12 protein-coding genes are annotated in these 12,474 nt (G+C 73.7%); 4 read left to right on the forward strand and 8 right to left on the reverse strand.

Features of this window, described 5'->3' with window-relative positions; all coding sequences use genetic code 11:
* A partial coding sequence (locus UW392_RS66750; protein ID WP_320785219.1) for a winged helix-turn-helix domain-containing protein occupies window positions 1-302 on the reverse strand: 302 nt, incomplete at its 3' end.
* Between the two features lie 47 nt (window positions 303-349).
* Between UW392_RS66750 and UW392_RS66755 the strand changes: the two genes are divergently transcribed.
* From UW392_RS66755 to UW392_RS66765, 3 genes are read left to right on the forward strand one after another with little or no spacing between them, the layout of a single operon-like run.
* A complete protein-coding gene (locus tag UW392_RS66755) occupies window positions 350-862 on the forward strand; it encodes a carboxymuconolactone decarboxylase family protein (RefSeq protein WP_320785220.1) in 513 nt (170 codons plus the stop codon).
* Window positions 859-1,308: a carboxymuconolactone decarboxylase family protein gene (locus tag UW392_RS66760; protein WP_320785221.1), complete on the forward strand. Its 450-nt coding sequence runs from the start codon at window positions 859-861 to the stop codon at window positions 1,306-1,308. The genes UW392_RS66755 and UW392_RS66760 overlap by 4 nt, the downstream gene beginning before the upstream one ends.
* Window positions 1,305-2,045 carry an isocitrate lyase/phosphoenolpyruvate mutase family protein gene (locus UW392_RS66765; RefSeq protein WP_320785230.1) on the forward strand — a complete coding sequence of 247 codons (741 nt, stop codon included), beginning with the start codon at window positions 1,305-1,307 and terminating at the stop codon, window positions 2,043-2,045. The genes UW392_RS66760 and UW392_RS66765 overlap by 4 nt, the downstream gene beginning before the upstream one ends.
* 24 nt (window positions 2,046-2,069) lie before the next feature.
* Here the strand turns inward: UW392_RS66765 and UW392_RS66770 are convergent, their stop codons facing one another.
* The 5 genes from UW392_RS66770 to UW392_RS66790 are packed head-to-tail and all read right to left on the reverse strand — an operon-like array spanning window position 2,070 to window position 9,225.
* Window positions 2,070-3,023, reverse strand: a complete 954-nt coding sequence (locus UW392_RS66770) for an ABC transporter substrate-binding protein (RefSeq protein ID WP_320785222.1) — start codon at window positions 3,021-3,023, stop codon at window positions 2,070-2,072.
* 1 nt (window position 3,024) lies between these two features.
* Window positions 3,025-4,980 carry an ABC transporter permease gene (locus tag UW392_RS66775; RefSeq protein ID WP_320785223.1) on the reverse strand — a complete coding sequence of 652 codons (1,956 nt, stop codon included), beginning with the start codon at window positions 4,978-4,980 and terminating at the stop codon, window positions 3,025-3,027.
* Window positions 4,977-6,065 (reverse strand): betaine/proline/choline family ABC transporter ATP-binding protein, encoded by a 1,089-nt coding sequence (locus UW392_RS66780; protein WP_320785224.1) that lies wholly within the window; start codon window positions 6,063-6,065, stop codon window positions 4,977-4,979. Before UW392_RS66780 ends, UW392_RS66775 begins: the two co-directional genes overlap by 4 nt.
* Entirely contained in the window at window positions 6,062-7,633 is a 1,572-nt protein-coding gene (locus UW392_RS66785; protein WP_320785225.1) for a GMC family oxidoreductase, read from the reverse strand. The genes UW392_RS66780 and UW392_RS66785 overlap by 4 nt, the downstream gene beginning before the upstream one ends.
* Before the next feature lie 50 nt (window positions 7,634-7,683).
* Window positions 7,684-9,225, reverse strand: a complete 1,542-nt coding sequence (locus UW392_RS66790; protein ID WP_320785226.1) for an aldehyde dehydrogenase family protein — start codon at window positions 9,223-9,225, stop codon at window positions 7,684-7,686.
* A gap of 219 nt (window positions 9,226-9,444) precedes the next feature.
* Between UW392_RS66790 and UW392_RS66795 the strand changes: the two genes are divergently transcribed.
* Window positions 9,445-10,383 carry a helix-turn-helix domain-containing GNAT family N-acetyltransferase gene (locus tag UW392_RS66795; protein ID WP_320785227.1) on the forward strand — a complete coding sequence of 313 codons (939 nt, stop codon included), beginning with the start codon at window positions 9,445-9,447 and terminating at the stop codon, window positions 10,381-10,383.
* Between the two features lie 114 nt (window positions 10,384-10,497).
* Here the strand turns inward: UW392_RS66795 and UW392_RS66800 are convergent, their stop codons facing one another.
* Together UW392_RS66800 and UW392_RS66805 are read right to left on the reverse strand one after the other, a co-directional pair.
* Window positions 10,498-11,487 carry a malate dehydrogenase gene (locus tag UW392_RS66800; protein WP_320785228.1) on the reverse strand — a complete coding sequence of 330 codons (990 nt, stop codon included), beginning with the start codon at window positions 11,485-11,487 and terminating at the stop codon, window positions 10,498-10,500.
* A gap of 422 nt (window positions 11,488-11,909) precedes the next feature.
* On the reverse strand, window positions 11,910-12,474 hold a 565-nt coding region (locus UW392_RS66805; RefSeq protein WP_320785229.1), incomplete at its 5' end, for a DUF2690 domain-containing protein.

A 12,474-nucleotide genomic window follows, 5' to 3' on the forward strand; every position in this document is an offset into this window, starting at 1 on the left:
CGGCCGTGGGGGGCCGGGTCGGCCGGCGGGGCGGCGGGGGCGCGGTCGGCGACCCGGGTGCCCGAGCCCTGCCGGGCGGTGAGCCAGCCCTCGGCGACGAGGTCGGCGTAGGCGTCGGCGACGGTGTTGCGGGCGATGCCGAGGTCGGCGGCGAGGGCGCGGGAGGACGGCAGCCGGGTGCCGGGGGCGAGCCGGGCGGTGCGGACCGCCTCGCGCAGGGCTTCGGTCAGGCCGCGCCGCAGGCCGGGGCCGGCCGGTTCGACGTGCAGGTCGATGCCGTAAGTGGCCCAGGGTTCTGCCATGGGAGTGGACCATACCCGTGGGCTGCTTCGTTCCTAGGCTCCATTTCATGGACTACCTCGAGAACACCGAGAACACCGCCGGGTACGCCGAGGAGCACCCGCCCCGGCTGGTCTGGTCGCAGCACGCCCCCGAGGTCTACAAGGCGATGGTCCGGCTGGACGCCGCCGCCCGGAAGGGGGTGGACCCCGTGCTGCTGGAGCTGGTGAAGATCCGCGCCTCGCAGCTGAATCACTGCGCGTTCTGCCTGGACATGCACAGCAAGGACGCGCTCGCGGCGGGCGAGAGCGTGGAGCGCGTCCTCCAGCTCTCCGCGTGGGAGGAGTCGCGGCACTTCTACACGGAGAAGGAGCTGGCGGCGATCGAGCTGACGGAGGCGGTCACCGTCCTCACCGACGGTTTCGTGCCGGACGAGGTGTACGCGAAGGCCGCGAAGCACTTCCCCGACGAGGCGGAGCTGACGCAGCTGATCGCCGCGATCACGGTGATCAACGCCTGGAACCGGTTCGGTGTGACCTGCCGGATGACGCCGGGCCACTACACGCCGGGACAGCACGCGTGACGGCCCGTACGACCGTCCTGGACGCCGGGGTCCGCACCGCGCTCCAGGCGGTGGGCGCCGCCGCCAAGAAGGGCCTCGGCGACCCGGCCCTCGCCGAGCTGGTCCAGATCCGCGCCTCGCAGCTGAATCACTGCGCGTTCTGCCTCGACATGCATCTGGGCATCGCCCGCGAGCAGGGCGTGCCGGAGCGGCAGCTGGATCTGCTGGCCGCCTGGGAGGAGGCGGGGGACGACGTCTTCGACGCGCGGCAGCGGGCGGCGCTGGCGCTGACCGAGGCGGTGACGGTCCTGACGGAAGGGTTCGTGCCGGACGCGGTGTACGAGTCGGCCGCCGCGCACTTCGACGCGGAGCGGCTGGCCCACCTTCTCGCCCTGATCGGCGCGATCAACAGCTGGAACCGGCTGATGGTGGCCCGGCGCATCCCGGCGGGGGGCGTGGCGTGGTGAGCGCGGCCGCCCGGTTCCGTGCCCTGCACCGGCACCGGGTGGCGGACGATCCGCTGGTGCTGCCGGGGCCGTGGGACGCGGCGAGCGCGCGGGTCTTCGAGCGGGCCGGGTTCCCTGCGCTGGCGACGCCCAGCGCCGGGATCGCCGCGTCCCTCGGGTACGCGGACGGCGCGACACCGGCCGGTGAGATGTTCGCGGCCGTGGCGCGGATCGCGCGGTCGGTGGAGGTGCCGGTGTCGGCGGACGTCGAGGACGGGTACGGGCTGGCGCCGAAGGAGCTGGTGGAGCGGCTGCTGGAGGCCGGCGCGGTCGGCTGCAACCTGGAGGACTCCGCCGGCGGGCGGCTCAAGGAGCACCGCGCGCACGCCGAGTGGCTGGCCGCGGTGCGGGAGGCGGCCGGGGACCTGCTCTTCGTCAACGCGCGGATCGACACCTTCATCCACGGGGTCACCGACCCGGACCGGGCCATCGAGCGGGCGGCGGCGTACGTGGCGGCGGGTGCCGACTGCGTGTATCCCATCGCGGCGCCGGTGGAGGTGCTGCCGCTGCTGCGGGCCGGGACGTCCGGGCCGCTCAACGTGCTCGCGCTGCCCGGCGCGGGCCCCTCACCCGCCGAACTCGGCGGACTCGGGGCCACCCGGATCACCTACGGGCACGGGCTCCAGCAGCGCGCGGCCGAGGCGCTCGGCGAGATCGCGGCGGGGCTGCCGGGCCGGGCGCCGGAGCGGGGACGCTGACCGCCGGGGCGGCCGCGCCGGCCGTCAGGACAGCCATGGGCGCCACACCGGCTCGTGGCTGTCCACCCACGTGCGGGCCGCTTCCTCCGGGGAGAGCTTCTGCTCGGCGATCATCAGGGAGACCTGGTTCTGGTCCTCGGTGGTCCAGCGGAACTTCTTCAGCAGTTCCGCGGCCCGGCCGCCGTCCCGCGCGAAGTCGGCGTTGAGGTACTTCTGCAGGGGCGTGACCGGGTAGGCGCAGTCGACCTTCGCGGGGTCGGCGTCGCAGCCCTCCTCGTACGGCGGCAGCCGCACCTCGGTCATGGGGACCTTCTCGAAGAGCCACTGCGGGGTGTACCAGTACGTGAGGAAGGGTTTCTTCTCCTTCGCGAACTGTTGGATCTGGGTGATCTGGGCGGCCTCGGAGCCGGCGAAGACGACCTGGTAGTCGAGGTCCAGGTTGGCCACGAGGGCCTTGTCGTTGGTGACGTAGGACGGGGAGCCGTCGAGGAGCTGGCCCTTGCCGCCGCTCTCGGGGGTGCGGAACCGGTCGGCGTACTCGTCGAGGTTCTTCCAGTCCGTGACGCCGGGGTGCTCCTTCGCGAACCACGTCGGCACGTACCAGCCGATGTGGCCCGTGACGCCGAGGTCGCCGCCGGGGGTGATGGTCTTCTTGTCGTCGACGTAGCGCTGTTCCTGGTCGGGGTGGCCCCAGTCCTCCAGGATGGCGTCGACGCGGCCCTGGCTGAGCGCGTCCCAGGCGGGGACCTCGTCGACCTGGACGGTGTCGACGCGGTAGCCGAGTTCGTGCTCCAGGAGGTGGCGGGCGACGGCGACGTTGGCCTGGGCGCCGACCCAGGACTGCACGGAGAGCGTCACCGTCTTCGCACCCTGCGCGTTCGCGAACGGTGACGCCTGCTTGGTCATGTCGGCGGCGCCGCAGCCGGTGACCAGGAGCAGCGAGCCCAGCAGGGCCCGTACGGTCGTACGCGGACGCATGTCAGTTCTCCTTCCGCGCGCGGCGTTCGGTGGGCTGGGTCACCCGGTCGAGCATCAGGCCGAGGCAGACGATGGCCGCACCGGCAACGAGGCCGGTCGCCAGGTCGCCCTGGGCGAGGCCGAGGACGACGCTGTAGCCGAGCGCGCCGCCGCCGACGAGGCCGCCGATGATGACGACGGCGAGGACCAGGACGACGCCCTGGTTGACGGCGAGCAGCAGGGCGGGGCGGGCCAGCGGCAGCTGGACCTGACGCAGTTGCTGTCCGCCGGTGGCGCCGAGCGAGCGGGCCGACTCCAGCGCGGCCGGGTCGACCTGCCGCAGCCCCTGGGCGGTGATGCGGACGACGGCGGGGAGGGCGTAGACGACGGCGGCGGCCACGGCGGGGGCGCGGCCGACCCCGAACAGGGCGACGACCGGGATGAGGTACACGAACTGCGGCATGGTCTGGAAGACGTCCAGGACCGGCCGGAGCAGCCGGCCGAAGCGGTCGGAGCGGGCCGCGGCGACGCCGGTCGCGAAGCCGATGACGAGGGTGACGGCGACGGCGGCGAGAACCTGGGAGAGCGTGTCGAGGGACGGTTCCCACACGTCGAGGACGCCGATCGCGGCCATCGCCGCCACGGCGGTGAGCGCCGTGCGCCAGGTGCCGATCAGCCAGGCCAGGGCGGCGACGATCAGCAGTACGGACCACCAGGGCAGCCAGAGCAGGCCGTCGCGGAGCGGGTCGAGGACCCAGGTGGTGAAGTGACCGGCCCAGTCGGCGGTGCCGCCGACGACGGGGACGCCGGAATAGAGGTGGGCGGTCATCCAGCCGACGGCGTCGTTGACCGGTCCGGCGATGTCCAGCTGCCAGGCGTCCGGCCACTCCAGGCGGCCGGTGAGCCGTCCGGCGACCGCGACGGCCGCGACGGCCGCGACGGCGAGGGCCGCGTACAGCCGGCCGACCGGCGGTTTCGGCGCGTCGTCCGGCCGCTCCCCCGCCGCTGCCGTCACCCGGTCCAGGACCACGGCGAGCAGCACGATCGGGATGCCGGCCGCGAGGGCCGCGCCGACGTCGACCGAGGCCAGCGCCTGGTAGACGCGGTCGCCCAGGCCGCCCGCGCCGATCACGGAGGCGATGACCGCCATGGAGAGCGCCATCATGATCGTCTGGTTGAGACCGAGGAGCAGCTCGCCGCGGGCCAGCGGGACGCGGGCGGTCAGCAGCCGCTGCCGGGCGGTGGTGCCGAGCGACTCGACGGCTTCGAGGACCTCCTTGTCGGCGCCGCGCAGGCCGAGGGCGGTGAGCCGGGCCATGGGCGGGGCGGCGTAGACGACGGTGGCGAGGACGGCGGCGGGCACGCCGATGCCGAAGACCAGGACGACGGGGAGCAAGTAGGCGAAGGCGGGCAGCACCTGCATGGTGTCGAGGACCGGGCGCAGGGCGCGGTAGGTGCGGTCGGAGAGACCGGCGGCCAGGCCCAGCAGGGCGCCCACCAGCACCGACACGGCGACCGCCACGGTCATCAGCGCGAGGGTCTGCATGGTCGGCACCCACATGCCGAGCAGGCCGCAGGCGAGGAACGCCGCCGCCGTGCCGAGCGCGAGCCGCACGCCCGCGACCCGCCAGGCGACGAGCGCGCCGATCGCGGTGACACCCGCCCAGCCGACGGCGAGGAGGGCGAGGTAGACGCCGCGCACGGCGAGCACGATCGCGTTGCTGACGTGACCGAAGAAGTAGAGGAAGAGGGGGTGGCCGTCCCGGTTGTCGATGATCCACTCGCTGACGTCGTCCAGCGGGCCGGAGACGTCGACGGTGAGGGCGGCGGGCCAGGTGCCGCCGGCCCCCCGGGCGTGGGCGAGGGGGACGAGGACCGCGGCGGCGACGGCGAGGACGAGCAGTTTGCCGACGGGGCGGCGGCGCAGGACGCCGGGCAGGGCGGGACGCGGGGCGGAGGGCGCGGCGGCGGTGGTCATCGGACGGCCCCGGCCCGGTCCTGGGTGCCCGCGACGACGGTCAGCAGCGCCGCCGCGTCGACCATGCCCACGCAGCGGCCCCCGTCCATCACGCGGGCCGCCGTCCCGGCGCGGGCGACCGCCTCGATCGCCTCGGAGACGGTGGCGTCGGGCCGCAGCGCCGGGCCGGAACCGGCCGCCTCGGCGCCGGCCACGGGCCGCATCGCGCCGCGGACCGTGAGGACCTGCTCGCGCGGCACGTCCCGGACGAACTGCCGTACGTAGTCGTCGGCGGGCGAGCCGACGATCTCCTCCGGCGTGCCGAGCTGCACGACCTGTCCGTCCCGCATCAGCGCGATCCGGTCGCCCAGCCGCAGCGCCTCCTGGAGGTCGTGGGTGATGAAGACCATCGTGCGGCCCTCCTCGCGGTGCAGCCGGACGACCTCCTCCTGCATGTCCCGCCGGATCAGCGGGTCGAGCGCGCTGAACGGCTCGTCGAAGAGCAGCACCTCGGGATCGACGGCGAGGGCGCGGGCGAGGCCGACGCGCTGGCGCTGGCCGCCGGAGAGCTGGGCGGGGCGGCGCTGCTCCAGTCCTTCGAGGCCGACCTTGGCGACGACGGCGGCGGCCCGCTCGCGCCGCTCCGCGCGGCCCACGCCCTGGATCTGAAGGCCGTAGGCGACGTTGTCGAGGACGGTGCGGTGCGGCAGCAGGCCGAAGTGCTGGAAGACCATGGCGGTACGGTGCCGGCGCAGCGCGCGCAGCCGGGCGCGGTCCATGGCGCGTACGTCGTCGCCCTCGATGGCGATCGTGCCGGCCGTCGGCTCGATCAGCCGGGTCAGACAGCGCACCAGCGTCGACTTGCCCGAGCCGGACAGGCCCATGACGACGAAGACCTCGCCCTTGCGGACGTCGAAGCCGACGTCGCGGACGGCGGCGGTGCAGCCGGTGCGGGCGCGGAGTTCGGCCGGGGTGAGGGCGGCCAGCCCGGGGTCGGCGGGGACGCGGTCGGCGCGGGGGCCGAAGACCTTCCACAGGCCGGTGACGGAGAAGACGGGGGGCCGCTCGGCGGGTTCGTGTGCCTGCGCCTCGGAGACGGTGGTCATCGCGCGTCACCCCCGGCCGCCGTCCCGGCGTTCGGGCCGGCCGTGCTCTCGCCGATCAGTTCGACGGCCTTCTCGCCGACCATGAGGACTCCGATCATCGGGTTGACGGCGGGCATGGTCGGGAAGACGGAGGCGTCGGCGACGCGGAGGCCCCTCAGGCCGCGGACGCGCAGGTCGGGGCCGACGACCGCGAGGGGATCGTCGGCGGCGCCCATCCGGCAGGTGCCCGCCGGGTGGTAGACGGTGTGCGCGACCTTGCGGGCGTACTCGCTCAGTTCGGCGTCGTTCAGCACGTTCGGGCCGGGGCAGACCTCGCGCCCCAGCCAGCCGGCGAGCGGCTCGGTCTTCGCGACCTCGCGGGCGACGCGGATGCCGTCGACGAGGGTGCGGCCGTCGTGGTCGTCCTCGTCGGTGAAGTAGCGGAAGTCCAGAGCGGGCTTCACGGACGGGTCGGCGCTGGTCAGGTAGAGGCGGCCGCGGCTCTTCGGCTTGGGGACGTTCGGGGTCATGGAGACGCCGAACTCCGGCCGCTCGTACCCCAGTCGCTCCGGATGGTCGGTGAACGGGATCTGGTAGAAGTGGAACATCAGGTCGGGGCCCGCGTGTCCGGGGTCGCGGCGCACGAAGAGGCCCGCGTCGGAGTCCATCGCGGAGTTGTCCGGGATCGGTCCGTGCGTCTCCCAGACGATCACCGACTCGGGGTGGTCGAGGAGGTTCTCGCCGACGCCGGGCAGGTCGTGCGTCACGGGTATGCCGAGGGCTTCGAGGTCGGCGCGCGGGCCGATGCCCGAGTGCAGCAGCAGCCGGGGCGAGTCGACGGCACCGGCGCACACGATGACCTCCTCACGGGCGCGGACCAGGATCTCCTCGCCGTCCTCGGTGCGGACGTGCACGCCGACGGCGCGGTCGCCGTCCAGTTCCAGCCGGTACGCCCAGGTCTGGAGCAGCAGTGTGAGGTTGGGCCGCGAGTCCATCACCGGGTGCAGGTACGCCACCGACGCGGAGGAGCGCTTGTTCTCCTCCGGGTGGTAGGCGAGGTCGAAGAAGCCGACGCCCTCGGTGAACGGCTTCTGGTTGAACCCCTCGATCCGCGGGACGCCGAGCGCCTTGTGCGCGGCGTCGACGAAGTCCCGGGCGATGGCGTTGCGGTCCTTCTCGTCCACGGGGACGACGTGGTTGAGCAGCCGCGCCCAGTACGCCTCCATCTGCACCGCGCCCCAGCCCCGGGCGCCGGCCGCCTCCCACTCGTCCCAGTCGGACGGCAGCGGCTTGAAGGCGATGAGCGTGTTGTGGGAGGAGCAGCCGCCGAGGACGCGGGCCCGGCTGTGCCGGATGTGGGAGTTGCCGCGCGGCTGCTCGGTGGTGGGGTAGTCGTAGTCGAGCTCTCCGCCGAGCAGGCCCATCCAGCGGCGCAGGGTCAGCACGTCGTCGCGGCCGACGTCGCTGGGGCCGCCCTCGATGACGGCGACGGTGGTGTCGGCGTTCTCGGTGAGGCGGGAGGCGATCACCGATCCCGCGGTGCCGCCACCGACGACGACGTAATCATGGACATGACCGTTCTGGGGCATGGGGCGTACTCCAGGTGGGGCGGGGACGGGAGGGAAGGAAGGGCAGCGGGTCAGCCGGCGAACCAGCGGACGGGTGCGGGCGCGAGGTTCTGGTAGACGTGCTTGGTCTCGCGGTACTCGGCGAGCCCGGCGGGGCCCAGTTCACGGCCGGTGCCGCTCCTGCCGAAGCCGCCCCACTCCGCCTGCGGCAGATAGGGGTGGAAGTCGTTGATCCAGACGGTGCCGTGGCGGAGCCGGCCCGCGACCCGGCGCGCACGGCCCGCGTCGGCGGTCCACACGGCGCCCGCGAGCCCGTACTCGGTGTCGTTGGCGAGGGCGACCGCCTCGTCCTCGGTGCGGAAGGTCTCGACGGTGAGGACGGGTCCGAAGACCTCCTCCCGTACGACGCGCATCGCGCGGTGGCAGTGGTCGAGAACGGTCGGCTCGTAGAAGTAACCGGCCTCGGGGCGTACGGCGGTGGGGGCCGGGCGTTTGCCGCCGCAGCGCAGGACGGCGCCCTCGGCGAGGGCGTCGGCGACGTGCCGCTCGGTCTTCTCGCGCTGCTGCCCGGAGACCATCGGGCCGCACTCGACGCCGTCCTCCGTGCCGCGGCCGAGGCGGATCCTCTCGGCGCGGCGGGCGAGTTCGGTGACGAAGCGCTCGCGCAGGGACTCCTCGACGATGAGCCGGCCGCCCGCGGAGCAGACCTGTCCGCTGTGCAGGAAGGCGGCGTTGAGGGCCTGGTCGACGGCCGTGTCGAAGCCCTCGTCGGTGGCGCAGGCGTCGGCGAAGACGACGTTGGGGTTCTTGCCACCGAGTTCGAGGGCGACCTTCTTGACGGTGGCCGCCGCGGCCCTCGCCACCTCGGTGCCGCTGGCCAGGCCACCGGTGAAGGAGACCAGGTCGACGTCGGGGTGGTCGGCGAGCCGGGCGCCGACCGTGCGGCCGGGCCCGGTGACGAGGTTGGCGACGCCCTCCGGCAGCCCCGCCTCCAGCAGCAGCTCGACCAGGGCGACGGTGGTCAGCGGGGTGATCTCGCTGGGCTTGACCACGAAGGTGTTGCCGGCGGCGAGAGCCGGGGCGATCTTCCAACTGGCCTGGAGCAGCGGGTAGTTCCAGGGCGTGATCATCGCGCAGACGCCGACCGGCTCGTGCACGACGACACTGTGGACGGTGGGCGAACCGGCGTCGACGACCCGGCCGGGGGCCTCGGCGGCGACGAGGTCGGCGAAGTACCGGAAGGCGTCGGCGACGCAGTCGACGTCGACCCGGCCCTCCTCCAGGGTCTTGCCCGCGTCGCGGCTCTCCAGCAGGCCGATCCGCTCCCGGTCGCGGCCGAGCAGCCCGGCTACGCGGCGCAGCAGCGCGGCGCGTTCGGCGACCGGGGTGCGCGGCCAGGGGCCCTTGTCGAAGGCGCGGCGGGCGGCGGCCACCGCGAGGTCGGCGTCCTTCTCGTCGCCCTCCGCGACCACGGCGAACGGCAGGGCGTCCGCGGGGTCGATGATCTCCCGGACGGCGCCCGAGGCCGCGTGCAGCCACCTGCCCGCCACATGCACGGTGGGGCGCGCGCCCTCCGCGTCGTCGGCCACCTGGGTTCGCGTTTCGTCCGCCATGCCCGGTTTCCGCCTTCCGTTCCTGTTCAGGGCCCGTGGGTCACACGGGTGTCACGCACGGGATCGGGAGCCCTGCCCCGGTCGCCCGTTCGCATGCCGAATCGATGGCCGAAAGTGCGGTACGTCACTGCGGTACGTCACTGCGCAGGGGGACAGCATAGGGCGGCCGACGGCGCGCGGGGATGGCCGCGGCGGCGATGTCTGACTAGGGTCAAAGACATGGACGCCGACCTCGACGCCGACCTGGACGCCGACCTGGACGCCGATTCCGTGCGCACGGCCGATGTGACGGCGCTGCGCGGCTTCAACCGCTATCTGACCCGTCGTATCGGCGTCCTCGACGACCACTATCTGGGCCAGGACCGCCCGCTCGGTGAGGCGCGGCTGCTGTACGAGATCGCCGGCGGCGGCACCGGTGCCACCCTGCGGGAGCTGCGCGGCCGGCTCGGTCTCGACGCCGGTTACCTCAGCCGCATGGTGGCGTCGCTGCGGGCGCAGGGCATGGTCCGGCTCGGCACCGACCCCCGCGACAGCCGGGTGCGGACGGTCGCGGCGACCGCGGCCGGACGCGCGGAGGTGGCCGAGCAGAACCGGCGGGCCGACGCGCTCGCCACGGACCTGCTGCGCGGCCTGGACCCGTCCCAGCGGGACCGGTTGACGGAGGCGATGGCCACCACCCGGCGGCTGCTGCGGCTGGCCGCCGTCACCGTGGAGCGGATCGACGGCCACCACCCGGACGCCCGCGCCTGCCTCGCGGCGTACGCCGACGAACTCGACGTCCGCTTCCCGGAGGGCTTCGACCGGGCCGACCTGGTCGGGCCCGAGGAGGTGTCGGGGGCGGCCGGGGCCTTCCTGGTCGCGTACGAGGAGGGCCGGCCGGTGGGCTGCGGCGCGCTGCGGCGGCCGGCGCCGGACGTCGGGGAGATCCGGCACGTCTGGGTGCACGCGGACGCCCGGCGGCTGGGCCTCGCCCGGCGGCTCCTCGGCGGACTGGAACGGGAGGCTGCCGAGCGGGGGTGCGCCGTGGTCCGCCTCGACACCCACGCCACGCTCACCGAGGCGCAGGCGATGTACCGGGCCTGCGGCTATACGGAGATCCCGGCGTACGACGACCACGTGTACGCGGCGCACTGGTTCGAGAAGCGGCTGCCGGAGTGAAGGGGGCTGCCGGGCCGGACGGCCGACGGGCCCCTTTCCCGGTGCTGACCGGAAAGGGGCCCGTAGGGCGTCGTCACGCGCGCACGCGTGCGCGGCTCAGACGAGACCGAGGGATCAGATGAGGCCGAGGGAGCGGACCGCCTCGCGCTCCTCCTCCAGCTCCTTGACGGAGGCGTCGATGCGGGAGCGGGAGAAGTCGTTGATCTCCAGGCCCTGGACGATCTCGTACTTGCCGTCCTTGGTGGTGACCGGGAAGGAGGAGATGAGGCCCTCGGGGACGCCGTAGGAGCCGTCGGACGGGATGCCCATGGAGACCCAGTCGCCGTCGGCGGTGCCGTTGACCCAGGTGTGGACGTGGTCGATGGCGGCGTTGGCGGCCGACGCGGCGGAGGACGCGCCCCGCGCCTCGATGATCGCGGCACCGCGCTTGGCGACGGTCGGGATGAAGTCGTCCGCGAGCCACTGCTCGTCGTTCACGACCTCGGCGGCGTTCTTGCCGGCGATCGTGGCGTGGAAGATGTCCGGGTACTGGGTGGCGGAGTGGTTGCCCCAGATGGTCAGCCGCTTGATGTCGGCGACCGTCGAACCCGTCTTCTTCGCCAGCTGGGTCAGCGCGCGGTTGTGGTCGAGGCGGGTCATCGCGGTGAAGCGCTCGGCCGGTACGTCCGGGGCGGCGGCCTGCGCGATGAGCGCGTTGGTGTTGGCCGGGTTGCCGACGACCAGGATCTTGACGTCGTCCGCGGCGTGGTCGTTGATGGCCTTGCCCTGCGGCTTGAAGATGCCGCCGTTGGCCTCAAGGAGGTCACCGCGCTCCATGCCCTTGGTACGCGGCCGGGCGCCGACGAGCAGACCGACGTTGGTGCCGTCGAAGGCGACGTTCGGGTCGTCGGTGATGTCGATGCCCTGGAGAAGGGGGAACGCGCAGTCGTCCAGCTCCATCGCCGTGCCCTCGGCGGCCTTCAGCGCCGGGGTGATCTCCAGCAGGCGCAGCTTGACCGGCACGTCCGCGCCGAGCAGCTGGCCGGAGGCGATGCGGAAGAGGAGGGCGTAACCGATCTGGCCGGCCGCGCCGGTGACGGTGACGTTCACGGGAGTGCGGGTCATGGCGTTCTCCGTAGATCAGCTGGCGGTGGGGCGGCGTCCCTGCCCCGCTACGTTCGATCGATCTCTTGGCGTCAAGAGATCGACACAGCGGTCAGGCTATCGCGCATCCGGCATCCCGGACCTCCGGGTCCGTGTGGCCCGTCCCACAACCCGCCCACCGGGGGGTTCGCGCCGCCGACCCGCCCACCGCGCGCCGCCGGACCCGGTACACGGAAGAGGCGGTCGCCTGTCCGGGAGAGGGGGACGAAAGGCGACCGCCTGGGGGGAATTCCGTCGCCGGACTCCCGTGGGGGTACTCTCCGCGTGCCCGTGATCGCGACGGTCATGCCTGCCCGGCGGAGTGTTTTTCACCGCGCTGTCCATCCGGGCGGGGAGCGGTGCGGCGGTACAGAGCGGTACAGCGGTGCGGCGGTGCGGCGGCGCTACTCGGTGCAGCCCTTCTCCCCGGACGCCAGCGTCACGCACGCCGTGGCCTCCGTCGCGTTCTCCACGGCCACCATCGGCGTGTACGCGATGGTCTCGCCGGCCGTCTCGACCGCGCCGCTCTGCTCGGCCTTGCCCGCGCTCACCCGGACCTCGTCGCCCTGGCCGGCCTGCGTGACCCGGCCCCAGGCGGTGCCGCAGGTCTTGCTGTACCGCACCTCCACGAGGGCCGTGCCGACGGTCGCCGTGCGCTCGGTGGTGACCAGGTCACCGCCGCAGCCCATGGTCTCGGCGTCCTTGCCGGTGCACTGGTCGCCGCTGCACTTGACGCCCGCCGGCAGGTTCTGCGCGGCGGTCACCGTGGGCGACGGGGACGGCCCGGCCTCCTTGGGCTTCTCGTCCTCGCCGCCGTTGAGCAGGAAGAAGGCGCCGGCTATGACGACCAGGACGCCGACCACGCCCGCGACGAAGGTGGTCAGCCGCTTGCCGCCGCCGCCCGAGCCGGTGTCCCGGCCCCGGCCGCCGGACGGGGGCCCGCCGTGCGACGGCGCGCCGCCCGGACCC

This window comes from Streptomyces sp. CRN 30 (assembly GCF_034105845.1).

Coding starts and splice junctions, on each gene's coding strand:
- UW392_RS66755 (WP_320785220.1), top strand. CDS start 350: ATGGACTACCTCGAGAACACCGAGAACACCGCCGGGTACGCCGAGGAG.
- UW392_RS66770 (WP_320785222.1), bottom strand. CDS start 3,023: ATGCGTCCGCGTACGACCGTACGGGCCCTGCTGGGCTCGCTGCTCCTG.
- UW392_RS66775 (WP_320785223.1), bottom strand. CDS start 4,980: ATGACCACCGCCGCCGCGCCCTCCGCCCCGCGTCCCGCCCTGCCCGGC.
- UW392_RS66780 (WP_320785224.1), bottom strand. CDS start 6,065: ATGACCACCGTCTCCGAGGCGCAGGCACACGAACCCGCCGAGCGGCCC.
- UW392_RS66785 (WP_320785225.1), bottom strand. CDS start 7,633: ATGCCCCAGAACGGTCATGTCCATGATTACGTCGTCGTCGGTGGCGGC.
- UW392_RS66790 (WP_320785226.1), bottom strand. CDS start 9,225: ATGGCGGACGAAACGCGAACCCAGGTGGCCGACGACGCGGAGGGCGCG.
- UW392_RS66795 (WP_320785227.1), top strand. CDS start 9,445: ATGGACGCCGACCTCGACGCCGACCTGGACGCCGACCTGGACGCCGAT.
- UW392_RS66800 (WP_320785228.1), bottom strand. CDS start 11,487: ATGACCCGCACTCCCGTGAACGTCACCGTCACCGGCGCGGCCGGCCAG.